This window comes from Aquimarina algicola (assembly GCF_006443095.1).
Classification (GTDB): Bacteria; Bacteroidota; Bacteroidia; order Flavobacteriales; family Flavobacteriaceae; genus Aquimarina; species Aquimarina algicola.
Genome location: NZ_VFWZ01000009.1, coordinates 39,452 through 64,651, shown reverse-complemented (window position 1 = coordinate 64,651; position 25,200 = coordinate 39,452). Strand labels below are relative to the sequence as shown.

Genomic DNA, 25,200 nt, shown 5'->3' with positions numbered 1-25,200 from the left:
ATTATAAAAGAAAATGTATATCCAAATAACATTAAATGCAAAATTACAACCTATGCACCGACACGATTTGGAGGATGCATTGAATGAAATTTTTGAAAAAGAAAATATTAAAGCCCAAATTACAGGTGGTGGAACAGGACAAGAAAGAAATGGGGAAATTGCTTATTGTGATTTAGAAGTTAATTTAGAGGAGTTTTCTGACGAATTGATTAAACAAATTATTAATTTATTAGAAAAAATACTTGCCCCAAATGGTTCAAAAATCACGATTTTTTCAGAGGATAAAAATACTGATCCAAAAGTAGTTCATTTTGGAAAGCACGAAGGATTAGGATTATATTTAAGTAATGATTTAGAGGATAAAGTTTACGAAGAATGTGATGTAAATGTCGTTTATGATGAAATCCAGAAGCTTTTAGAAGAAGAGAAATTAGGACGTATCGAAAGTTATTGGGAAGGAGAAGAAACGGCATTATATCTTTACGGAAAAAGTTTTGATGAAATACACAAAATTATTGAACCTTTTTTAAATGAATATCCATTATGTGAAAAGTGCCGAATAGTAAAAATTGCATAAAACAAGAATATAACAGCAGTAACAATGGCTATAAATGATTGCGTGTCTTCATCTACTTTGAAAACTATTGCAGAATTTCAAAATTGGTACACTTTTGCAAATTTAAGCACTCACTTGTGTAATCATTATAACTAAGACGATAAACATACTGCAAACACAATTTTATTTAAATAAATAACATCTCAAAACACAATACACATATGAAAAATATAGCAGTAATTGGTGCAGGAACTATGGGTAATGGTATAGCCCATACTTTTGCGCAAAAAGGCTTCAAAGTACAACTTATAGATATTTCGCAAAAAGCTTTGGACAAAGGTATTGCTACGATAACTAAAAACCTTGACAGGATGATCGCTAAAGAAAAGATCTCTGAAGAGGATAAAAATAACACACTAGGTAATATTTCTACTTTTACCTCTATAAAAGAAGGTGTTGAATATGCAGAACTTGTTGTAGAAGCAGCTACTGAGAATATTGACTTAAAATTAAATATCTTCAAAGAATTAAGTGAAGCTTGTTCTGAAGAAACTATTTTGGCCAGTAATACTTCGTCTATATCGATAACACAAATAGCTTCTGTAACCAAGAGACCGGATATGGTTATTGGGATGCATTTTATGAATCCTGTACCGATCATGAAACTAGTAGAAATTATTCGAGGATATAACACTTCTGATGAAGTGACTACTGCTATCATGGAGCTTTCTAAAAAACTAGATAAAGTTCCTGTAGAAGTAAATGACTATCCCGGTTTTGTTGCCAATAGAATTCTAATGCCTATGATCAATGAATCTATAGAAACACTTTATAACAATGTAGCCGGAGTATCAGAAATAGACACAGTGATGAAATTAGGTATGGCTCATCCTATGGGACCACTTCAATTGGCTGATTTTATCGGTTTGGATGTTTGTCTTTCTATATTGAATGTGATGTATGACGGTTTCAAAAACCCTAAGTATGCGCCTTGCCCATTATTAGTAAACATGGTAAGAGCCGGTAAATTAGGAGTGAAAAGTGGAGAAGGCTTTTACGACTATTCCGAAAGTAAAAAAGCAGAAAAAGTTGCCAAACAATTCAGTTAACCTATAGATAATAAAGATGTAGTAGTAATGCATTACTACTACATCTGTTATCAAATGATCATTTATGGCAAAAATATATCCTTTCAAAGCAGTTAGACCTACCAGAGACAAAGTGAGTCTTGTCGCATCAAGATCATACCAAAGCTATACACCTTTTGAAAGAGATTCTAGAATGGATTATAATCCATATTCATTTTTACATATTGTAAATCCCGGATACAAATATCAAAAACAAATATCTGGCGAAGAACGTTATAAATTAGTTCGTAATCGGTATCATGAGTTTAAAGAGGATGAAATTTTTGTACAAGATCAAACGCCATGTTATTATGTGTATAAAATTGTAAATAGAGATCAAGAGTCTTTTTGTGGTATTATCGCAGCTGCAAGCGCTGATGATTATGAAGCTGATCATATTAAAAAACATGAAGACACGATAACACATCGCGAAAATACGTTCAAAGAATACCTTAAAACAGTTGGTTTCAATGCAGAACCTGTGCTCCTCACCTATCCTGATAATAGTACTATCAAAGAAGTTATCGATAAGGTAACTCAAGCTCGTTCAGAATATGAATTCACTACGACATATAGGGATACCCACTATCTCTGGAAGATAGATGATATGACTATTATAGAAAAATTAAAATCTGCATTCTCAGAAATTTCAACTATTTACATTGCAGATGGACACCATAGATCTGCTTCTTCTTATCTCCTTGCAAAAGATTTAGAAAAAGAAAATAATAATCATAGTGGCAAAGAAGCTTATAATTTTTTTATGAGTTACCTCATTCCTGAATCTCATGTGAAAATATATGGGTTTAACAGGCTTATCAAAGACCTTAACGGATTATCAAAAGAAGAGTTTCTCATTAGACTAGATGAATGGTTTAGGATTGAAAACAGAGGTACTCATGTATACAAACCGTCAAAACCTCATCATTTTAGTATGTATCTTGATGGAGAATTTTATTCTCTGTATTTGAGAAAAACAAGATATCAGTTTAAAACCTCTCTAGACGAACTAGATGCTCAGATTCTTTATCAAGCGGTATTAAATCCGATACTAAACATTGTTGATTTGAGAACAGATACCAGAATTGAGTATTCTCATGGTAAAAATGATATTGTGTATATGAAAAATGAGGTAGATAAAGGCAATTTTACATTAGGATTTAGTTTATTTCCTGCTACAATATCTCAAATGAAAAATATTGCAAAAGAAGGTCTAACCATGCCTCCAAAGAGTACTTATATTGAACCAAAGTTGAGAAGTGGTATTACTATATACGAATTTGAAAATTCCTTTTAAACATTTACTAATTCAACAAACTATAGTTTTCATTTTTTTTAATATCATTACATGATTTTGATCTTAATCGTTTCAAATTAGATATACAATGATTTTAAATTATATTTGCAAACTATGAGCGATATTTATCAAAATCTTCAACGCATAAAAGAATCCTTACCTGATCATACAACTCTTGTTGCTGTTTCCAAAACAAAACCAGCATCTGATATTTTAGAAGCTTACGACAGCGGACAGCGTATTTTTGGTGAAAATAAGATTCAAGAAATGGCAGAAAAATGGCAAATGCTTCCTAAGGATATCGAATGGCATATGATTGGTCATGTACAAACCAATAAAGTCAAATACATGGCTCCATTTGTACATCTTATTCATGCTGTAGATAGCTTGAAACTGTTAAAAGAAATAAACAAACAAGCAAAAAAAAATGATCGAATCATAAACTGCTTACTTCAAATAAAGATTGCTGAAGAAGAGAGTAAATTCGGTTTAAGTAAAGAAGATACTATCGAAATATTAGCTGATAACGAACTGAGCGCTCTAGATCATGTAAAAATTGTAGGATTAATGGGGATGGCCTCTTTTACCAATGATGAAAAACAGATCAATCAAGAATTTGAAAACATCTCTCTATTTTTCAAAGAATTACAACCTAAATATCCTCAATTAAAGGAATTATCAATCGGTATGAGCGGAGACTATAAAATTGCAATTGACCATAATAGTACTATGGTACGCATAGGAAGTTCTATTTTTGGAGCTAGAAATTATAGTTAAGCAACGATTAAAGTTTAGAAACTCATGCTCAGCACAAAGTAAAGCAGTATTATTGTAAAGATTTAATTTTAAGTAAAGGCTACCAAGCATAAATAGATATGTATGCAATTTTAGATATAGAAACTACAGGAGGAAAATATAATGAAGAAGGAATCACAGAAATTGCTATTTATAAATTTAATGGTCATGAAGTTATTGATCAGTTTATCAGCCTAATCAATCCGGAACGCCCAATACAACCATTTGTAGCTAATCTTACGGGAATTAATACAGAAATGCTACGCAATGCCCCCAAATTCTATGAAGTAGCAAAACGAATTGTTGAAATCACTACCGATTGTGTAGTTGTTGCCCACAATGCAAGTTTTGATTATAGAATTTTGAGAACAGAATTTTCCAGATTAGGATTTGAGTATGAAAGAAAATCTCTATGTACCGTAGAGCTTTCAAAAAAACTTATTCCTGATAGAGAATCGTATAGCCTTGGCAAATTAGTACGAGGACTAGGGATTCCATTATCAGATCGGCATAGAGCTAATGGTGATGCGCAAGCCACGGTAAAACTTTTTAAACTTTTACTTACCAAAGATCTTGAAAAAAAGATTATTACCGAAACCGTTAGAACAGAAACCAAAAAACAAGTCGATAATAAGCTTTTAAGATTAATTGAAGCGGCACCTTCTGCGACAGGCATATACTATATGCATCGAGAAGATGGAAAAATTATTTATATTGGAAAAAGTAAAAACATAAAAAAAAGGCTAACGCAACACTTCACAAACGATAATATTAAATCCAAAAGAATACAAGAAGAAGTAGCCGATGTAACTTATGAAATTACAGGCAGTGAACTTGTAGCACTTTTAAAGGAAAGTGAAGAAATCAAACGTAATAAGCCTAAATATAACAGAGCTTTACGTAAAAGTAAATTTGATCAAGCTTTATATCAATTTACAGATCAAAATGGATACATAAATCTTACCATAGCAAAAGTTGATCGTAAAAAAAATAGTATTACAACGTTTACTAATCGTCAACAAGCAAGATCTTTTATGCATAGATGGATTGAAAAATATGGTCTATGCCAAAAGTTTACCGGTTTAGACAAGGGCAAAAGTAATTGTTTCAATTATACAATAAAACAATGTTACGGAGCTTGCATTGGGGATGAAAGTGCAGAAGAATATAATACAAGGGTTCTGGAATTGATTGCGAAACATTCTTTTGATAGTAAAAATATGATCATACTTGATAGAGGAAGAGATATAGATGAGCAGAGTGTTATTTTGATAGAAGAAGGAGTATTTAAAGGGATTGGATATTTTAATCTAAATCATCAAATCAATAATATTGATATTTTAAGGTCCATTATTACACCAATGTCTCATAACAGAGATGCTCAACATATCATACAAAGCTATGTGAGACAACACAAAAGATTAAAAATTATTCACCTTAAAGAAAGCTAATTATTAAGTTTTAGTATTTTTAATCCAAAATTATTTCGTTTGACTACTAACTCATCACATAGGAGTTTTAAAAACAGACTGCACGATATTATCTATGAAGCTGATACTCCTGCCGGTAAATTATTTGATCTCGTATTACTAATACTGATTATACTAAGTATCATTTTTGTAATGCTAGAAAGTATTAAAGGCCTACCTGATATTGCGTATGAGTATTTATATTATGCAGAATGGTTGATAACAATATTTTTTACTTTTGAATATATTGCCCGTATTATAGCAATCAAAAAACCGTTTAGGTATATTTTTAGTTTTTATGGTATTATAGATCTTTTGTCTACATTACCATTATACCTTTCTTTCTTTCTAACAGGTACCAGCGCTCTATTGACTGTTAGAGCCTTAAGGTTACTACGAGTGTTTAGAATCCTTAAAATCTCTCGCTATATCGGAGAATCAAATAGATTAGCAAAAGCAATAAAAGATAGCGCTGCCAAAATTTTGGTATTCTTATTTGCCGTTTTGGTGCTTTGTATCATTATGGGAACAGTTATGTACCTTATCGAAGGTGAAGATAGTGGGTTTACAAGTATCCCAACTAGTGTATATTGGTGCATTGTTACAATGACTACTGTTGGATATGGAGATATTGCCCCCACCACTGCTCTAGGGCAGTTTATAGCAGCGTTAATTATGATTGTAGGATATGGTATTATAGCAGTACCTACAGGTATTGTTTCAGCAGAATATGCATCAGACAAAAAACATGGAAAAAAAATCGATTTAAATACGCAAACGTGTTCTAATTGTAATATTTCTGAGCATAAAGATGATGCTAAGTTTTGTTATAAATGCGGAGAAGATTTATATAATGAATAAACATCTTATTGTTATCGCAGGACCTACAGCGATAGGAAAAACAAGCTTAGGCATAAAACTAGCAAATCATTTTGATTGCGAAATCATATCGGCAGATAGCAGGCAATTTTATAAAGAAATGAATATCGGTACTGCTGTTCCCTCTTCTGAAGAACTTAAGCAAGCTAAACATCATTTTATTCAACATATCAGTATAAAAGATCCATATACAGTAGGAGATTTTGAAGATGATGCTTTAAAACTGATAGAACAATTATTTAAAAAGAATGATTATGTGATTCTGGTAGGCGGATCAGGCTTATATGTTGATGCAGTTACCAAAGGTTTAAACTATTTCCCTGATATTGATGTTAAGATTAGAAAAAAGCTTCAAGGGGAATTTGAGACTAATGGCATCGAAAGTTTACAGCAACAATTAAGAAACCTTGATCCAAGGTATTATGATCAAGTAGATATTCAAAATCCTCATAGAGTTATGAGAGCTTTAGAAGTTTGTATTGGTAGTGGAAGACCGTACTCTTCTTTTTTAACCAAACCAAAAGACAAGAGAGCTTTTAATATTATAAAAGTGGGATTATCTGCACAAAGAGATATTATCTATGACCGGATTAATCAGAGAGTAGACATAATGGTCAAAGAAGGATTAATAGATGAAGCAAAGAGTTTATATCCTTTTAAAAATTATAATGCACTCAATACTGTAGGATACAAAGAGTTATTTTGTCATTTTGATACCACCTGGGATCTGAATTTTGCAATTTCTGAAATAAAAAAGAATACCCGACGTTTTGCAAAAAGACAGCTTACATGGTTTAGAAAAGACCTTGAAATAAAATGGTTCGACTATGCAGAAAAGGATTCTGCAATAATCGATCATATCAAAAAAAAATCACTATGAATTTAATCATAGTGATTTTCTAAAGATAGTTAGTTACCGTTATTTTGTTTTCTTAAGGTTCACCATTTCTAACAACAAGTCTAAATCCTTCTCCGTGAATATTAAGAATTTCTACATTCTCATCTTTTTTGAGATATTTTCTCAATTTAGCAATATAAACATCCATACTACGAGAAGTGAAATAATTATCATCTCTCCATATTTTTGTTAAAGCGAGCTCTCTAGGCATCAAATCATTAAGATGTAATGCTAATAAGCGTAGTAATTCATTTTCTTTTGGTGAAAGTTTAATCGGTTCTTCTTCTTCAAAAGTTAAAAACCTAAGTTTAGAATTAAGATGGAATCCTCCTATTTTAAATTCAAATTGTTTACTATCTGCTACAGACTCTGTATTTTTTCGCTGCATGATAGCTTGTATTTTCATCAACAAGACTTCACTGTCAAAAGGTTTATTTAGGTAGTCATCTGCTCCTACTTTGTATCCTTTAAGAACGTCTTCCTTCATTGCTTTTGCAGTCAAGAAAATAATAGGTATTTCTTCGTTTTTATCCCTTATTTCTTTGGCTAAAGTAAACCCATCTTTATAAGGCATCATTACATCAAGAATACACATATCATAATCATCTTTTTTGAACTTTTCAAAGCCCTCCATACCATTTTTAGCATGTACAACATCATATTCGTTCATAACAAGATAATCTTTCAAAACTGTTCCAAAATTAGGATCGTCTTCTACAAGTAAGATCTTTTTGTTTTCTGTTTCCATATTTTAAGATATTAACGGTAATTTTATTATAAATGTGGAGCCTTTCCCCCTTTCACTTTCTACCCATATTTGACCATGATGGTCATCAACTATTCTTCTAACGTATGTTAGCCCTAATCCATGTCCTTTTACATTATGTAAATCTCCTGTATGCTCTCTAAAGAATTTTTCAAAAATCTTTTTCTGAGCTACTTTACTCATCCCTATTCCCTGATCACGAATTTTAAGAACAATACTATTTTTTACATTTTCTGTATATATATCAATCTTTGGTTCTTTTTCAGAATACTTTACAGCATTATCCAAAACATTGACAATTACATTGGTCATATGACTGTCATTTGCCAGCACTGTAGTTTTAAGAGCTCCCAAATGCACATTTATGTACCCTTTTCTATCCTCTACAATAAGAGAAACATGAGTAACTGCATCTTCAATAATATCGTGTAACTCTTGTTTTTCTTTTGTTATATTAAGCTCATTTTTCTCTAACTGAGATATTCTTAATACATTTTCGACTTGGGCGTGCATCCGCTTATTTTCTTCTCGTATCATATGCATATATCGCTGTACTTTTTCTGGATCACCACTTATTTTAGGGTTTTTAACAGCATCTAATGCAAGATTTATGGTTGCGATAGGCGTTTTAAGCTCATGTGTCATATTATTAATAAAATCTGTCTTAATCTGAGAAATTTGTCTTTGTTGCATTAATTGAGACAATGCACTAGAGTAGGCAACGACTATGATTAATGTAAATATTATCGACAAAATAGCCATCCCTTTTATTGTAGAAAGCACATACTGCTTTTTACCGGTAAAGTTGACATACAATTGATATTCACTAGCCCCTTCGTTATCTACAAAAAGTGGAATAGCGTATGTTGTGGGATAATCCAGACTAAAATCATCAGAACGTACTTTGGTCGCTAAGGCATTACTGTAAATGGCATATTCGAAATCGACTTCTATATCTCTTTCTTCTAATTCATTTTTAAGTAAATACTCTAGTTCCTCTTTCTTTACTCTTCGATGTATCGGAATAAAACTAGCAATTTCTCCTATTACTACCTCGTAATCCATACGTTGAAGATCGGTTAATGCTCTTATCCTTTCTAAATTTGATGTCGAATTTTGTTTATTGACATTATTTTCTATCGAATTGTCTGCATTTCGATTTAAAATATTCTTTAAACGTACCGTATCAATATTAAAATTGATAAAAGATGAAAATAATTTTGAGTCTTCGTTTAAAATACCATCTGTATAACCAAATGACCTATTTGAATTATCAATACTAATATTAAGAAGTTGTCTTATTGTTTTATTATCAGGTTCATCTATACTGTCAAGTATTTCCTGAAATGGAAAAAACATCTCCTCAAACTCTCTGTACTGAATTCTGTTAGATACAGATATTAGTACTTGCTTGGCATTAAAAGAAAACTGTTCTTCATTATTTTCTACCGTATTGTTGATCCAATATCCCTGAACAAAAATAATCCCAATTAATGATAGACTCATTAGGAGTATCAGCAACACGAATAACCTTTTATTCATAGGTCAAAAGTAAGGTTTTAACATTTAGCGACTTTACGGTTTAACCAAATGTTAACAAAATGAAGGATTTAGATTACAAAAGCTTTAGGAGGATATTTTATGATGAATATCAGCTACTTGACTTTTTGTTTCTTCGAGATCAATATTATAGACAACAAAATCTGACAAGGGTATTTTTTTGGAGTCTTCCCATTGGTTATTCATTCTAGAAAGCACCTGTTTTTCAGTCATATTATCACGATCAATAACGCGTTGGATTCTTATCGCAGAAGGTGCTGAGACCAGAATTGTATAATCACATTGCTTGTGTCCGCCGTTTTCAAAAAGTATAGCCGCTTCTTTAATAACATAAGCACTTTGTTGTTTATTTTTCCACTCTTCAAAATGATTGGCTACTGCAGGATGAACAATACTATTGAGGTCTTTCAATTTTGAAGAATCATTAAACACAATATTTGCGATATATGCTCTATTTAAAATACCATCTAGATAAGCTTCGGCTCCAAAAAGTTTAATAATTTTTTCTTTTACAGCAGTATTTGTATGCATCAACTTTTTAGCCTCATCATCGGCCAAATATATCGAAATCCCATACTCCTCAAACATTTTGGCAACAGTAGACTTGCCACTTCCGATTCCTCCTGTTAATCCTACAACTTTCATATTATTATTTTAGCACAACAAATTCAACTTGTTTTTTTTGCATTCTCACATCATGAATTGCTTCTGGTTTCTCCTTAAGTTCCAAGGTTAAAAACGAACTTTTTTCTGATATTTTGGCGTAATCTGCAACAATCAAAAAATCTCGTGCATTAATTTCATTATACCGATCTAATCCAACTCTATATACAACCGAAATCTCTTTAGGAAATATTTTCACATCTGTTCCTTCGGGAATATTATAAATTGTAACAGGTACTTTTTGGTTACCTTCGGTAAATTTACTAACTGATACAGAAGCCTTTATTTGTTTTGGTTGTATTGTTATTGTGCCAGGTAGATTTTCAGATTTTATTTTAAGTTTTGATATATGATCTATATTTAAGTTTTCTAAATTAAGATCTTCTGTATATACATATTGTATAGTATCTATTATTTGGGATGGGCCTTTTACTGTAACTGAATCTGGTGAAATTTTTACCCCTTTATCACTTCCATAACCTATTGCATATGCAATTTTTTGATTTACTTTTACAGGAATTTTTTTCTGTGAATTTTGATCCAAAAGCAATTGTAATGTATCCTTTTGCAAGGCTAACACTTTTCCTTTAAAATCTAATTTACTCTTCAAAACTGATGATTCTTTATCCAAGTAAAAAAAATACTTTTCTTGTTTTTTCAGAACCGCGTCTTCTGCATTGAGTTCTAGTGTAGGGCTACTCCATTTATGGCTCATTAATCTAAAACCATTTCCATTTAGTGTCATTCTTATCGTGTGATCACTATTACTATTAATTATTTTATCTTTTGGTATATTGATATATTTAATTGTAATATCTACTTCTTGAGTATAGTTTTTTGAAAACTGAATAAAAATCCATAAAAATGATGTAAAAACAAGGAAGAATAAAAAGGTTTTTACATTATTCCTTTTTAAAGAAAATCGACTTGCTATGGTATTTGACATATGGTTTTACTTTGAAAAAAACAGTTTTTTAAACTGCTTTTGAGGATCTCTTTTAAGCAAATGAATATAATAATAAGATTTTAAGAATCCTTTTCCATATCCATAAAATTGTATCAAAACAGCAATAACTGATTGTAAGCCAATCAAAAAATTACCATATCGTACTGTTCCACCTATACAAATAAGAAGAAAATACACCATCCAAATAGACAAAAAATACCACCATCCAAAAAACGATGTAATCAAAGCAAAAAATGAATACAAAAGGAATAAAGCAGGAAACCAATACGTAATTTTTGAAGTTTCGGGGTGCCATTTATTTAATATCGGACGTACTAATCCAAATTTATTCACTTGTATATAAAATTTTTTCCAGGAAATCCTTCTTTTATGAAAAACAACTGCATCAGGGATCAAAGCTGTTGTATAGTCAAGTTTCCAAAGCCTTATTGTTAAATCTGGATCTTCTCCAGGATGAATATTACCAAAGCCTTTTGACGAAATAAAAGCTTCTTCGGATAATCCCATATTAAAACTACGTGGTTGAAATTTACCAAGTGTATTTTTACGTCCTCTTATCCCTCCAGTTGTAAGATAAGACGTCATACTGTAACTAATTGCTTTTTGAAGATTTGTAAAGCTCTTATGTGCATCATCGGGACCACCATAGCAATGCACAAAATTCTTTGATAAAAAATCATCTACTCTTTCTAGATAATTTTCGGGTAAGATCACGTCACTATCCAAAATAATAAAATAATTACCTTTTGCTTTTCTCATTCCATAATTACGAGAATCACCGGGCCCAGTATTATGTTTTTTGTAATAACTTATATTCAGTTTTTCTGAAAATAGTTTAATCACATCTTCAGAGGATTCTGAAGAACCATCTTCAATAATTACAATTTCATACTCTTTATCGTATCTCATGGCCTGCATACTTTGCAGTAACTCATCAATTTCATTGGGTCTATTATAAACAGGAACGATAAAAGAGAAATATGTATCCACTGAACTAAAATTTTATTCTTTGATTCAAAAAACGAACATTATTGATAGAAACCAAGATTTATCTTTTTTAAGCATAATAATACCTATACCATTGGCAAATCATCTCTTGGGTAAATCTGGTAATATTTTAAGGACTTATCAATAAAAAATCCCATTGTACAAATTAAATGGGATTTTTATTAATATGTAATCTTTATTAGATAGTTATTATTCTTCGTCTACAAACTTATCCATCACAAGTTGACTTACTCCCATATTAGAGAAACCTCCGTCATGAAATAGATTTTGTAATGTCACTTTTTTTGTTAGATCAGAAAATAATGTTATTGTGTAATCTGCACATTCATCTGCTGAAGCATTACCCAAAGGAGACATTTTGTCTGCATATTCAATAAAACCATCAAATCCTTTTACTCCTTTTCCTGCGGTAGTAGGTGTAGGAGATTGAGATATTGTGTTGACTCTTACTTTGTGATCTCTCCCAAAGAAATAACCAAAGCTACGAGCAATAGATTCCAGATAGGCTTTATTATCAGCCATATCATTATAATCAGGAAAAACTCTCTGAGCAGCCATATACGTTAAAGCAACAATACTACCCCACTCGCTCATCGCTTGTTTTTTATAAAGAGTTTGCATGGTTTTGTGAAAAGATAGTGCAGATACATCCCATCCTTTTTGACTCCAATCATAATTAAGATCAGTATAATGACGACCTTTTCTTACATTAACAGACATTCCTATTGAATGCAAGACAAAATCAAGTTTACCACCTAGAATTTCCATTGATTTTTCAATCAGGTTTTCTAGATCTTCTAATGATGTAGCATCTGCAGGTATAACCTGGGCATTTGTTTTTTCTGCAAGAGTATTTATAGCTCCCATACGCATTGCAACAGGCGCATTGGTCAATACAAAACTTCCTCCTTCTTCAAAAACACGTTCTGCGGTCTTCCATGCAATTGAATTCTCATCAAGTGCACCAAAAATAATTCCTCTTTTGCCTTTTAATAAATTGTGTGACATTAAATTGAAAATTTATAGTAGTTATACAAGCAGTAAAGATAACAAAACGCCTATAACTAGTTAAACAAAATTGTTTTTAGTTCAATTTTAATATCATTTGCTCAACTAACTGTTTTTCTATTCGTCACATTATTCATAATTGTAACTTAATCGACCTTTGACGATTCGTTTTTTCTTTGTTGCAAAACCGCTAAAGCAAATGCTCCTCCAGAGGCGATAAATACCGAATAATCTAACACTCCTTTTAATCCTGTAAATACCATCATCGCCAATGCAAAGCATAATAGTAATCCGCCACTTATTTTTGATGTCATGTTAAGTCTGTATCCCAAAATTAAAAGCACAGATAAGACAATTTCTAGAACTGTTACTATAATTGCTATAATAGGGATTATTATTTGAGGTAACCATGGATTTAATATACCAGTGTATTCTACAAAATTATCCCAGTTACCCCATACAGAAACTTCTTTTGACCATCCACCAAAACGATCCAAAACTGCAGATAAGAATCCTATTGCTATAGAAAATCGTAAGAAATAGCTTACTAGTAATGTATCGTCTATATTATACTTGAGCAACTTCATAATTTCCTGCTTTAAAACCAAATGATTTCATCAATCTATTCCAAGTATTAATTTGAGCAATTGCCAAACTCAAAAATGAAATTTCATGTTTATCAAAATGCTTCTGTAACGTTTCAAAAACATCATTATGCAAAGGTTTATCATCTATCACTGTAAGTGCTTCTGCAAAATGTAAGACAGCTTTTTCTTTTTCATCAAAAAAACCGCTTTCTTCCCAAGCCGATAATAATGAAATTCTGATTTCGGATTCACCAGCATGCTTTAACTCTTTGGTATGCATATCCAAACAATAAGCACACCCATTGATTTGAGACACTCTTAATCTAACTAACTCTAGTAATTTATTGTCTAACGAAGAATTTTTAAGTTTTTCTTCAATAGCCATTAATGGTTCAAAAATTCCTTCTGGCAATTCACTATAAGGTATACGTTCCATAATATTTTTGTTTTTTATTATGGTCAAAAGTAAAAAGTGACTGTTTAAAAAAACTTAAGATATATTAATAAATGGAGTTATGCCTTCTTTCTAAGCAAACTTAGATACTCGGGGGTTATTCCCAAATAAGAGGCAAGCATGTATTGTGGTATCCTTTGTACAAATTCTGGGTTTTGTTCTACAAATTCTTTTAACATCTCTTCGCTGGATAGGCTAAACATGTATTCTATTCTTCTTTGTGAGGCGATATATGTCCTCTCCATCACAACTCTAAAAACACTCTCAATCTGCGGAATCTTCGAATATATATCTTGTACAAATTCCTCTTTTAATTCAAGGACTTGAGTTTGTTCTACTGCTTCTATAATAAGATGTGAAGGAATTTTATTGAGCAAACTATCATAGTTTGTAAGCCACCAATTCTCTATACCAAAATGTATGATTTGATCATTACCTTTTTGATCTATATAATATAATCTAAGACAACCAGAAGTTATAAAGTATCTAGAACGACAAATCTCTCCGGATTGCAATAATTGTTCTTTTTTTTTAAACGTTTTGGAAACTAAATAGGATTGAAATAAGGAGATTTCTTCTTTGCTAATATCAACATATCGCTTAATGTATTGCGCCAGATTATCATTCATGGATAGTTTATTTGTATCCGTATTATAATTTTTACAACATTAACCACTCGTCTATTTTTGAAGATCTTAATTATACAATAAAGACTTTGCATGTGTTAATGCAGAATCTGAGATATCTTTACCTCCTATCATTTCTGCTATTTCTTTTATTCTATCTTCTTCATTCAATAATCTAAGCTGGGTAACTGTAGTATTATTTACATCTTCTTTATATACTTTGTATTGATTTTGACCACTTGCAGCAATTTGTGGCAGGTGAGTAATGCTAAACACTTGCATATTTTTACTCATATCTGTCATTAATTCGGCCATTTTATGAGCAATTTCACCAGATACCCCTGTATCAATTTCGTCAAAAATAATTGTTGGTAGTTGATCATATTGAGATAGAATAGCTTTGATCGCAATCATAATTCTAGATAATTCTCCTCCTGAAGCTACCTTTTTGAGTTCTCCAAAAGTACCTCCTTTATTAGCAGAGAATAAAAACTCTAGTTTTTCTTTACCATTAGAAAAATATTGTTCTTGCAAATTAAGAGATACCTTAAATTCTGCATTTGGCATCCCCAAAGCTTTCAAAATATTTTCGAGCTCTTTTATTAATTTTGGTAATGCTTTATTACGTTTTTTATGAATCTTTTGAGCGACCTCATCCAATTGCTCTTTAATCTTTTGAAGGTCTTGTTTAAGTTTATCTATATCTTCTGTAAGAGATTCTGTTTTAGAAACTTTTTGACTCAACGATTCTTTGATACTAATTAGTTCTTTTATGCTCGTAACGGTATGTTTGATTTGCAAATCATGTAAGAGCTGTAATCTATTACTCGTTTCTTCTAGCAATTTTGGATCTGCTTCTAATTTTTCTAATTCATTTTCTAAAGAAGCATACACATCATCTAACTCTATATATAAGCTTTGAATTCTATTTGAGAGTTCTTTTAAGTCTGAAGAGTAAGGCTCTAGTTTAGAAAGATATGTTTTAATCGAATTTAATTGATCTGACACCCCTATTTCTTCGGCAGAAATTGTTGATATAGATATTGAGAGTTTGTCTTGTATTTCTTCAATATTATTGAGTTTTTCATATTGCTCTTCTAATACTGGTAACTCATCTGGTAATAATTTTGCTTCTTCGAGCTCTTTTAATAAAAACGAGTTATAATCGTATTCTTTGGTAAAGTTTTCTTGATTTGAAAGTAGTTCTTGTAATTCATTCTCTTTCTTTTTCAACAACTTAAGTCCTCTCTGATAAGATTCTATTTCACGATCAGTATTCGCTAAAGCATCCAATACTTTAAACTGAAAATCTGTAGTAGTGACTTCTAATGTTTGGTGTTGACTATGAATATCTATTAATTTTACTCCTAATAAGGTCAAAGCGCTCAATGTTACAGGAGTATCATTTACAAATGCTCTAGACTTACCAGAAGGTAAAATTTCTCTTCTAATAATGGTTTGTCCCTCATAATCCAGATCCTCTTCTTCAAAAAATGCATGCAGATCATACTTAGTTACATCAAATGTACCTTCTATAATACATTTTTGAGTATCATCTTTTATACTATTTAAATCTGCTCTTTTCCCAAGAAGTAAACCCAACGCTCCGAGCAAAAGTGACTTACCTGCTCCTGTTTCTCCTGTAATAGTAATCAAACCGGTATCAAAAGAAACTTGCAGTTGTTCTATCAAAGCAAAGTTTTTTATAGAAAGATTTGTAAGCAAAGGATAAGAAATTTATTGTTTTTTAAAAGAGTAAAGATACTACAGTTTTAAAAAGATTGTACGTCTTTAATTTATTTTTTTATGTCTAAAGAATAAATCTGATTATGAATAAGAATTAGTTGAATACAGAAGAGTAAACTCTTAAAAAAATTAAGACTAAAATTTAATATTCTTCCAGTTATCAGAATATGTAGGAGCAATTCTATTTAGGGATTGTATAGTTTTAGCAACATTAACAGATGGTCCATTAGATAGAATACTAGCAACTTCATCTGCTTTTGAGTCAAAAAAGACCCTCATAATATAAGAATTAGGACGAGTATTATGCATTTTCTCTAAAGGTTCAATTGCTTTTGTAATCATCTCCTTCCCTTTTTTCACATTATTATGAAAAACATCTAACCCTTCTCGATGATACGCATACATAGCATCTCTATATCCTTGATAAGTAGGAGACAATAAATCATCATTAAGCCTAAAACGATTTGGGTTTTGTTCTCTAACCCAACCAACTCTATTGCTTCCTTGAGCGTTCCCTACTATAACTTTTGCTTCCTCATAATAATTTGTACCACTATTGGCTTCAAAAGTGTCTGCGTCTACACCAAGAATAGTATATAGATAGAAAGAAATTACAGAAATTAAGTTAGAGTCAAAACTATTTGGATTATAGTTTAAAGGTTGAAACTCTAAGTATCTAAAATTAAACTGTTTATCATTTACATTAAAAATAGTGGTATTGTAACTTGATCCAAAAACAGGTCTTGATGCCTGAACTTGCAGTGTAGCACTGAACTCGTCATTATCAAAATCGGCAATTGTAATAAAAAAACTACAATCTATCCTTTCTTCATTACGATAATCAACATTTGTCCACTTTGTGTTATTAATAAACTCAGTAAGCTCTCGCTCTAAGGTTTTAAATACCTGTAAATTTGGATTCCCTGTTTGTTCTGCATTAACCGCTACAGTAGCATTAAACTCTTGAGCATAAAAGAAACTCGTATTAATTAAGCATATTACAAAAAGGAAAAATTTATTCATTTCTTAATATATTAATTTCATTAAATATATCTTGTGCTACTTCTGACTTTGTTTTTAGATCAAACGCTTTAATCTCTAATTTATGATTAATCAAAGATACTTTATTTGTATTACCTTTAAAACCTGCGCCTTTATCTCGTAAAGAATTTAACACGATTAGGTCTAAATTTTTCTTCTTTAGTTTATTTTTTGCATTCTGTTCTTCATTTTCTGTTTCTAATGCAAATCCAACTAAAAATTGATTTTTCTTCTCGACTCCCATCCACTTTAGAATATCGGTAGTTCTCTCTAATTCAATAGAAAAATCAGTATCAGCTTTTTTTATTTTTTGATCAGACATGTATTTTGGACGATAATCCGCAACGGCGGCAGAAGCAATTGCTATATCAGATTCATGATAGAGTGAAGATACTACTTCGAACATTTCTTTTGCACTTACAACATTTGTAACGTTGATGAGGGCATGATCTACTTTAAGAATAGAAGGCCCTAAAATCAAATTCACTTCTGCTCCAAGGTTTGCAGCTGTCTTTGCTAGCTCTACTCCCATTTTTCCGGTAGAGTGATTTCCTATAAACCTTACCGGATCTATTGCTTCATAAGTTGGTCCTGCAGTAATTAAAACTTTCTTTCCTTTTAAAGGAAGTTTTCCTAAAATATCATTAGTTATAAACTCTACTATACCTGATGGTTCCATCATTCTTCCCTGTCCGACTAACCCGCTTGCTAGTTCTCCGGATTCTGCTGGTATCATAATATTACCAAACTCTTGTAATTTCTCAAATGTATTAAGAGTAGAAGGGTGTTTATACATATCCAAATCCATAGCAGGAGCAAAATACACTGGGCATTTTGCAGATAGATATGTTGCTAATAACAGGTTATCACTAGTACCTAATGACATTCGTGATAAAGTGTTTGCTGTTGCCGGGGCTATAATCATCATATCAGCCCATAACCCTAACTCAACATGATTATTCCAAACTGCATTTTCATCTTGCTCATCATAAAATGATGAATGTACAGGATGCTTGGATAATGTAGAAAGAGTAAGTGGTGTAACAAAATCTTTTGCTGTAGGTGTCATTACAACCCTTACTTCTGCTTTTTCTTTGATAAATAACCTGATTAAAGTAGGTATTTTATAGGCAGCAATACCAGCGGTGACACCTATTAAAATCTTTTTGCCGCTTAAAACAGACATATTACTATAAAGATTCTGTATCTATTTTTGTATTTCTGTGATAGATTTTACCTTCTAACCATTCTTGAACGGCTAACGCATGAGGTTTTGGTAATCTTTCGTAAAATTTAGAAACCTCTATCTGCTCTTTATTTTCAAAAATCTCTTCTAAACTATCATTATATGTAGCGAACTCATCTAGTTTCTCAAGAAGTTCTTTTTTGATATCTGTATTGATTTGAGTAGCTCTTTTAGAAATAATCGAAATTGCTTCGTAAATATTACTTGTCGGCTGATCTATCAAATTCTTATCTATTGTAGTTGTATTAACCGGTGCGTTGCTCTTTTTTAAATCCATCTCTACTCTATTTTCTCTTTGTTAAATTCTTCTAATCTCAAATTAATATCTGTACCTAATTCTTCGGCTTTTTCAAGATATTCTCCTTCTGTCTTATAATACTTTTTGTAAGCATTATAATAGGACCTTGCGGTTTCTAGCCTTCCTTCTACCAAATTTTGATAACTCCCTATTGCTAGTAAATATTCCGACTCTAATTTATAATATAAAACCTTTTCTCTATAGGCTGACCCAGGATAATCTACTAAATAATTATCAAATGCAGCTATAGCTACTTTATAATTTTCTCTATGATGATAGCGCTTTGCAATTTCATACGCTTTCTTCTCTTTTTTATCTCTTAGTTCTGCAACCAATTCATTTGCTTCTTTTAGTCTTTCACTTTCTGGATAGGTATTAATAAATTGTTGAAGCTTTTCTATAGCTGTATCAGTTTCTTCCTGATCTAAACTATATCTTGGAGATAAATAATAATGACTCTTTGCTGCTTTATACGATGCATCTTCTCTTTTTTGGCTTTTAGGATACGATTTCGCAAATCTCTCAAATTGATATCCCGACAAATAATAATCTTCTAGTTGATAGTATGTATCAGCATAATAGTACATAACTCTTTCTGCCTGTGGCTTACCTCTAAATTGAGGCACTATCTGTTCAAAAAGACGAAGTGCTTTTTTATATTTTTTTTCGTTATAAAGCTTTTCTGCCATCTTATATTTGGGTGATATATCATCTTTTCTAAGTACCTTTTGGTATTCACTACAAGAACCCAAACCCAAATAAACAACAGAAATAAATAAAATCAATAATTTCTTCATAGTGTACAAAACATCGTGCAAAAATATATATTTCTAGCGTATTAAGAAAACTTTAATCTAATCAATTATAATAACTAGGTGTTGAATGTTTTGTTGCAAAGAATTATGAGTAGTTTTTGACAAAATTTTTAATCTTATTAGACAAACTATCAGAAACTGACACTAAAGGCAGTCGAACACTATCGTCACAGACATTTTTAGCTTTTAGTATATTTTTTATACCTGCTGGATTACCCTCTTCAAAAGCATAATCGATAACAGGTAATAAACCGTATAAAATATCGAATGCGTTTTGGGTATCTCCTGCTAATCCTAATCGAATCATCTCAGAAAACTCTTTTGGAAACCCCTGCCCTATAACACTTATTACTCCGTTTCCTCCTGCAGCAACCAAAGGCAATGCCAAAACATCATCCCCAGAGATTACAAGAAAATCTTTGGGTTTATCTTTTATTATTTTTAATACCTGAGAAAAATCAGAAGTTGCTTCTTTAATACCTACAATATGTTCTAACTGTGCCAATTGTAGTGTAGTCTCAGCACTCATATTAGTTCCTGTACGAGATGGTACATTATAAAGCAATATCGGTAATGATGTATTATCGTTTATTTCTTTATAGTGCTGATAAATACCTTTTTGAGTTGGCTTATTATACATGGGTACAACAGATAGTATTGCATCTACACCTGTTAAGTCTGCTTCTTTTATTTCTGAAATAATAGCATTAGTGTTGTTTCCTCCAATTCCTAAAACAATTGGAAGCCTCTGATTGTTAACCTCTATTATGTGTGCTGTAAGCTTCTTTTTTTCTTCTTTTGATAATGTTACTGATTCTGCTGTTGTTCCCAACACAACCAAATATTCTACTCCTCCTTCTATACAATGATCAACTAATGCTGTTACTCCTTGATAATCTATTGTTCCATCAACATTAAAAGGGGTTGCCAAGGCCACTCCCGTTCCTTTGAGAAAATCACTCATAATCTATATAAACTGTAAAATTTTTAAATACTTTTTTAATTCAAAAATAAAAAGACTCGTATCATTTATTGGCACTCCTATAACCAGATCATTAATTCTCTGGTCTATAGAGGCAGAACCAATTTTGAATTTAGCATTTGACGCCGCTGCGATATAATTTAATTCTAAACTATCTTTTTCATAAAAGTTGATCAAAATATCGTAGTCTTTTTTAATAAAATCTTGTAAAAAGCTTCCTTTGATAGAGCCATTTACAGTAAAATTTTTAGGGTTGTAGTAAGATGCATCTTTATCATCGATAATTTCTTTTTGGTCTTCTTTATATCCCATAATTTTGAGATTATCAGAATCAACTCCAAGTTCGTTAGCCAATTTTATTAGAGAAACGATATTAATGGGTTGGGATGCATCTATAAGAATGGCAAGTGTCTTAAACTCTGTAATACCAGAAGTAGAAGACTCATTCTTTTTGATTTGAGCTTCTACATTCTTTTTTAGAGCATTTTTTTTAAGACCTTTTAAAATCATTCACTTCAAAATTAATAGGCACAAATGTAGCTATTTTTTAGTTTTAAATATTCTTATCCTTTGCAAAGGATATTGTAAAATTAAATCTTTATAAATTATTAATTTTTTTTCTCAATTTTTCTTTTAGCGTTTCATCAAAATGCCAAGTCATATAACTCAATGGAATAACCTGAATTCCAATCCGATATAGAACTTTATATCTTTCGATAGAAAAAGATCTTTGAAAATCTCCGGGAAACCCTATCAAGTCAATTCCCAGATAGTTTCCGTTTTTTTCTACCAAAACATCTATCACAAATCCCGATAATTGATATCCTAAATAATAATTTATATCCGGTAAGTCTTCCAAGAAATCTTTCATTTGATTAATGAAAGCATCCAAGTGATTCTCTTCTTGAATGTTAGTATTTTCTTTATGTGATATTCCTTCTAAATATTCTCGTAATAGCGAATCAAATTTTAGCTTTTCTATAGAAGCAGATAAAAATATTTCCTGTACATTTCGGGCTCTGGTAATCATTACATTGAATACATCTTCTCTATTCAGATAATTCATTGCACTATGATGAGAATCATCATCTATCGCCAAAGAAATCAACATGATATCTCTCTCATCTCCTTGAAAAGAAAATGGTGTTCCTATTCTAATATTATGTTTTTGTAACTGTGATAATGTTATTTCTTTTCTTATCAACCTACCTAAATAAGATACTTGATCTCTAAATGGAGAAATAATACCAAGTGTAGTAGCTTGTTTTCTATTTACTGAATCTTCATTGCGAATCAGTTTTTTTACATACTTGATGATCTCTTTTGCTTCTTTTTCATTTGCTCCTTTGGTATTTCTTTTACCTTCAATCTCATGAATAAATACAGATTGTTGATCTCTATATTTTGGTAAATCATTAATAACTAATAAGGAGTCATCATAAAATTTTTGATTACTAAATGCTATGATATCGGGCAAGGACCTATAGTGCTCGTTTAGAAAATTCAATTGATTTGATGATTCTATATTTTCTAAAGTAAAATCAAGTAAACTCTTTTTTCTATAATTAAATTTTTCATCCCATTTTAAGTTATGTTTTTTACTGATATCAAACATTTGTTGTTTAGACAAAAAACTGATATGTCTTAATTGTTTTGGATCCCCTGTTACAACAAGATGTTTTGCTCTTTGCATTAATGGCAAAACACTAGCCATATCACATTGTGTTGCTTCATCTATGATGAGAAGATCAAACATTTCTTTATGCATAGGCAATACCTCTGCTGCATTATCTATTTTTACCAACCATACGGGAAGTGCTTTAAGGATTACATTAAAGTTTATAGCATTCAATCTATCTGATTGCAAGGCTAAATCATCATTTTTGAGTGAGTTTACTAATGCTTGAAGTTCTTTTCTATGAAAGTTGATTTTGTATTCTACTTCATTTAGCAATTGTCCCATCAATTTATTGTTGCCCTCTTTTATACTATTTTTTAGAGAAAGTATATATTCATCGATCAAACGCCACTCTTGCTTTTGCCACAATCTAAAAAGTTTCAACCACTTGACTCTAATATATCCCGCAATACCAGATGCATTAATGACTTTTTGGGTAAGATCGATACTTTTTTCTTCTATATTAGAAAATTCAACCTCAATTTCTTTTAATCTTTTGATCAGTTTAGAAAGATGCGACCAATCTCGATTCATTTGGCTTCTGTAGGGTAATTGATCAAATTTATACAGAAATTTTTCAAGGCTAGAGATTAGAGATCTTTTATACCTAGATCCACCTGCTTTTACTCTATATCTACCTACCGAAAATGATTGTAACTTATCTGACAAAACTTGCAATGCTTCATCAGTTTGTGTAGCTATCAATACACTTTTGCCTTGACTTAAATAGTCTATCGCAATTGCTGATACAGTATATGATTTCCCTGTACCGGGAGGCCCCACTACTACTGATTTATTAACAGTATTAGCAGCCTTCACACTGTTTTCTTGAGCTTCATTAAGAATAAATGGCTTGATAGACGAGTCATATTTTTCTGTAATTTGAAAAGAATGATCTTGTAGATACGATATCAAAGCAGAAGAATAATCTGATGTATTTTGTAAAACCTCTAACTCATTTACAATACTATTGATATTACTTGCTTTGCTTGACACCATCAAACCCGAAGAAGGGATTACTTCAAAATTATCAAATGAGTTGTCTTTATTCGCGATACGCTTTTTTACACTTGCTGCTCCTATTAATTTAGGAAACATAACCATGTCCTCTGCAAACTGCACGTTGACAACATGTTTTTCAAATGTGCGCTGTACTTTTGCAAGAAGTGGGTAATCTATTATTTCTTGTTTTAATACAGTTTGTAATTCTTTTAAAAATGTATCATACGACTCTTTGAAGTCCAGAGTTTTCAAAAAAGCATTATTTATTTTTCTTTCAGACTGTTCTAATTTTATAAAATATCCTTCTTCTGTTTTTATGATTTCTGCTGGATAGAAAAACAGGGGCGCACAAATATTTATATTCTTTTTATTAAATATTTTTCGTTTCCCTATCAAAAAAATAGAGCAGTAAAATAATTGTTTGTCTCTACTATATAACTGAAGGTTTTTTGAAATAGATATTCCTACTTTGTCTGGTAAAAACTGTTTGGGATAATCACCATTTATTAATTCTTCATTTTTTTGAAGGTATTGATTCTCAAACTTAGTAGAAAAAAAATTTTCTATCCCAAATTCTCTATTATCTGCTTTATAGCAATCTGTAAAGTATTTGATTAATGATAATATATCCAATCGGCTTTGTTATTTTATATTATAATACGTTGAAGTCTCTTTAAAAGTACACGAATATAAAAATTAATCCCCAATACATCTTAGATCTATATGTATGATCAAAAATCAATGATTATGGATAACAAAAATTAATCAAATAGTTGCCAAAGTTATAACAGATCATTTTTTTGAGACGCTCTCACTATTAATTTGGTCTCTACAAAAAAACTTACAAAAAAGTAAAGTCCCAGAGTCTCTGTAATATTTATTAGAATAGTAAAAACCCTACTATAATAATACATTTCATTCAGTGTTAAAAGTGTATCCGCTATTAAGGCAGAGCATGCGGTAATAAATAAATAGAGTGATTTCTCATATCTATCAGATACGTAAATAATAAAATTCATGATCGAAAACGAGAGCATACTTACTATTGCTAAAACAACATACCAAATTGATTCACTTAGCTTAGGAAAAACAAGTTCTGTAACAGAAAAAACAATATAAGTAATCAATATAGCACTTATGATCACGGTGGGTCTAGTTAAAGTATCAGGGTTGATATCTTCTTTTGAGACATACTTCTTTAACGATAGTACACAAACAAAATAAAACAATGAAACTAATATAGCTATCACTTTGTAATACCTATTAAAGTCCAAATATATCAGAATGTCTGCTACTGTAATAATAAGTAAGCTAATGGGAACAAAAACATTTGGTGTTTTATTAAAATTTAAATACAGTATCGTTAGTGAAAAAGGTATGAGAGGTTTGACATATATCAAAAATTCTCTTTCTAAGAAAGTAGCAAAAAACACTACTATCAAAGATGCAATACAAAAAAATAGATATGTATTCTTAATTTGTTTCACACAACCAAAATGAAACAGTAGAACATGACTATAAAACAAGCGTATTTTGAATTTTGTGAATATATTATCCTAAAAAATCTATTTTTTTCACTTCTAGTTTACGTTGCAGTTATTTACAGTAAAAACCTCTTTCCCTAAAAATCTATTTTCCCAGAAATCTAATTAAGTTTAGTGCTTGCTTAGACGATGTACATACCAAATTTAACAATTTTATTACTGTAATTTAACAAAATTATTTGGATAAT

Annotated in this window: 25 protein-coding genes; 8 read left to right on the top strand and 17 right to left on the bottom strand. The window is 31.0% G+C overall.

Annotation, left to right across the window (positions count from 1 at the left end; translation table 11 throughout):
- Positions 1–13 precede the first annotated feature (13 nt).
- From FHK87_RS22120 to miaA, 7 genes are all read left to right on the top strand, one after another.
- The gene (locus FHK87_RS22120; protein WP_226294375.1) at positions 14–577 is read left to right on the top strand and encodes a hypothetical protein; all 564 of its coding nucleotides are present in this window, start codon (positions 14–16) and stop codon (positions 575–577) included.
- Positions 578–777: 200 nt separating this feature from the next.
- Positions 778–1,665, top strand: a complete 888-nt coding sequence (locus tag FHK87_RS22115; protein ID WP_140596878.1) for a 3-hydroxybutyryl-CoA dehydrogenase — start codon at positions 778–780, stop codon at positions 1,663–1,665.
- Between the two features lie 64 nt (positions 1,666–1,729).
- Positions 1,730–2,980, top strand: coding sequence for a DUF1015 domain-containing protein (locus FHK87_RS22110; RefSeq protein ID WP_140596875.1), 1,251 nt, complete (start codon positions 1,730–1,732; stop codon positions 2,978–2,980).
- Between the two features lie 114 nt (positions 2,981–3,094).
- Positions 3,095–3,757, top strand: a complete 663-nt coding sequence (locus FHK87_RS22105; RefSeq protein WP_140596872.1) for a YggS family pyridoxal phosphate-dependent enzyme — start codon at positions 3,095–3,097, stop codon at positions 3,755–3,757.
- A gap of 98 nt (positions 3,758–3,855) precedes the next feature.
- On the top strand, positions 3,856–5,226 hold the full coding sequence (locus tag FHK87_RS22100) for an exonuclease domain-containing protein (protein ID WP_140596870.1): 1,371 nt from the start codon (positions 3,856–3,858) through the stop codon (positions 5,224–5,226).
- Between the two features lie 39 nt (positions 5,227–5,265).
- On the top strand, positions 5,266–6,105 hold the full coding sequence (locus FHK87_RS22095) for an ion transporter (RefSeq protein ID WP_140596867.1): 840 nt from the start codon (positions 5,266–5,268) through the stop codon (positions 6,103–6,105).
- Positions 6,098–7,003, top strand: coding sequence for a tRNA (adenosine(37)-N6)-dimethylallyltransferase MiaA (miaA, locus tag FHK87_RS22090; RefSeq protein ID WP_140596865.1), 906 nt, complete (start codon positions 6,098–6,100; stop codon positions 7,001–7,003). Before FHK87_RS22095 ends, miaA begins: the two co-directional genes overlap by 8 nt.
- 52 nt (positions 7,004–7,055) lie before the next feature.
- On the opposite strand, the gene FHK87_RS22085 is transcribed toward miaA, so the two are convergent.
- From FHK87_RS22085 to FHK87_RS22005, 17 genes are all read right to left on the bottom strand, one after another.
- Positions 7,056–7,769 carry a response regulator transcription factor gene (locus tag FHK87_RS22085; RefSeq protein WP_140596862.1) on the bottom strand — a complete coding sequence of 238 codons (714 nt, stop codon included), beginning with the start codon at positions 7,767–7,769 and terminating at the stop codon, positions 7,056–7,058.
- Positions 7,770–7,772: 3 nt separating this feature from the next.
- On the bottom strand, positions 7,773–9,329 hold the full coding sequence (locus FHK87_RS22080; RefSeq protein WP_140596860.1) for a sensor histidine kinase: 1,557 nt from the start codon (positions 9,327–9,329) through the stop codon (positions 7,773–7,775).
- 84 nt (positions 9,330–9,413) lie between these two features.
- Entirely contained in the window at positions 9,414–9,992 is a 579-nt protein-coding gene (coaE, locus tag FHK87_RS22075) for a dephospho-CoA kinase (RefSeq protein WP_140596857.1), read from the bottom strand.
- 4 nt (positions 9,993–9,996) lie between these two features.
- Positions 9,997–10,956 carry a CdaR family protein gene (locus FHK87_RS22070; protein WP_140596855.1) on the bottom strand — a complete coding sequence of 320 codons (960 nt, stop codon included), beginning with the start codon at positions 10,954–10,956 and terminating at the stop codon, positions 9,997–9,999.
- 6 nt (positions 10,957–10,962) lie between these two features.
- Positions 10,963–11,967 carry a glycosyltransferase gene (locus FHK87_RS22065; RefSeq protein WP_140596852.1) on the bottom strand — a complete coding sequence of 335 codons (1,005 nt, stop codon included), beginning with the start codon at positions 11,965–11,967 and terminating at the stop codon, positions 10,963–10,965.
- A gap of 207 nt (positions 11,968–12,174) precedes the next feature.
- Entirely contained in the window at positions 12,175–12,993 is an 819-nt protein-coding gene (locus tag FHK87_RS22060; RefSeq protein WP_140596849.1) for an enoyl-ACP reductase FabI, read from the bottom strand.
- Positions 12,994–13,139: 146 nt separating this feature from the next.
- Positions 13,140–13,580: a DoxX family protein gene (locus FHK87_RS22055; RefSeq protein ID WP_140596847.1), complete on the bottom strand. Its 441-nt coding sequence runs from the start codon at positions 13,578–13,580 to the stop codon at positions 13,140–13,142.
- Positions 13,561–14,016 (bottom strand): carboxymuconolactone decarboxylase family protein, encoded by a 456-nt coding sequence (locus tag FHK87_RS22050; protein WP_140596844.1) that lies wholly within the window; start codon positions 14,014–14,016, stop codon positions 13,561–13,563. The genes FHK87_RS22055 and FHK87_RS22050 overlap by 20 nt, the downstream gene beginning before the upstream one ends.
- Positions 14,017–14,093: 77 nt before the next feature.
- The gene (locus FHK87_RS22045; protein WP_140596841.1) at positions 14,094–14,663 is read right to left on the bottom strand and encodes a Crp/Fnr family transcriptional regulator; all 570 of its coding nucleotides are present in this window, start codon (positions 14,661–14,663) and stop codon (positions 14,094–14,096) included.
- Between the two features lie 66 nt (positions 14,664–14,729).
- Positions 14,730–16,385, bottom strand: a complete 1,656-nt coding sequence (gene recN, locus FHK87_RS22040) for a DNA repair protein RecN (protein WP_140596838.1) — start codon at positions 16,383–16,385, stop codon at positions 14,730–14,732.
- 156 nt (positions 16,386–16,541) lie between these two features.
- Positions 16,542–17,429 (bottom strand): type IX secretion system protein PorD, encoded by an 888-nt coding sequence (gene porD, locus FHK87_RS22035; protein WP_140596835.1) that lies wholly within the window; start codon positions 17,427–17,429, stop codon positions 16,542–16,544.
- The gene (coaBC, locus tag FHK87_RS22030) at positions 17,422–18,633 is read right to left on the bottom strand and encodes a bifunctional phosphopantothenoylcysteine decarboxylase/phosphopantothenate--cysteine ligase CoaBC (protein ID WP_140596833.1); all 1,212 of its coding nucleotides are present in this window, start codon (positions 18,631–18,633) and stop codon (positions 17,422–17,424) included. Before coaBC ends, porD begins: the two co-directional genes overlap by 8 nt.
- 4 nt (positions 18,634–18,637) lie before the next feature.
- A complete protein-coding gene (locus FHK87_RS22025; RefSeq protein WP_140596830.1) occupies positions 18,638–18,970 on the bottom strand; it encodes a DNA-directed RNA polymerase subunit omega in 333 nt (110 codons plus the stop codon).
- A gap of 2 nt (positions 18,971–18,972) precedes the next feature.
- The gene (locus FHK87_RS22020) at positions 18,973–19,788 is read right to left on the bottom strand and encodes an outer membrane protein assembly factor BamD (protein WP_140596828.1); all 816 of its coding nucleotides are present in this window, start codon (positions 19,786–19,788) and stop codon (positions 18,973–18,975) included.
- Between the two features lie 103 nt (positions 19,789–19,891).
- The gene (gene dapA / locus FHK87_RS22015; protein WP_140596825.1) at positions 19,892–20,770 is read right to left on the bottom strand and encodes a 4-hydroxy-tetrahydrodipicolinate synthase; all 879 of its coding nucleotides are present in this window, start codon (positions 20,768–20,770) and stop codon (positions 19,892–19,894) included.
- A 3-nt stretch (positions 20,771–20,773) separates the two neighbouring features.
- Positions 20,774–21,298, bottom strand: a complete 525-nt coding sequence (locus tag FHK87_RS22010; protein WP_226294374.1) for a DUF6913 domain-containing protein — start codon at positions 21,296–21,298, stop codon at positions 20,774–20,776.
- An 88-nt stretch (positions 21,299–21,386) separates the two neighbouring features.
- Positions 21,387–24,101: an AAA domain-containing protein gene (locus FHK87_RS22005; RefSeq protein WP_140596822.1), complete on the bottom strand. Its 2,715-nt coding sequence runs from the start codon at positions 24,099–24,101 to the stop codon at positions 21,387–21,389.
- A gap of 651 nt (positions 24,102–24,752) precedes the next feature.
- Here FHK87_RS22005 and FHK87_RS22000 point away from each other — a divergent pair.
- On the top strand, positions 24,753–24,968 hold the full coding sequence (locus FHK87_RS22000; protein ID WP_140596819.1) for a hypothetical protein: 216 nt from the start codon (positions 24,753–24,755) through the stop codon (positions 24,966–24,968).
- The last annotated feature ends 232 nt before the right edge of the window (positions 24,969–25,200 follow it).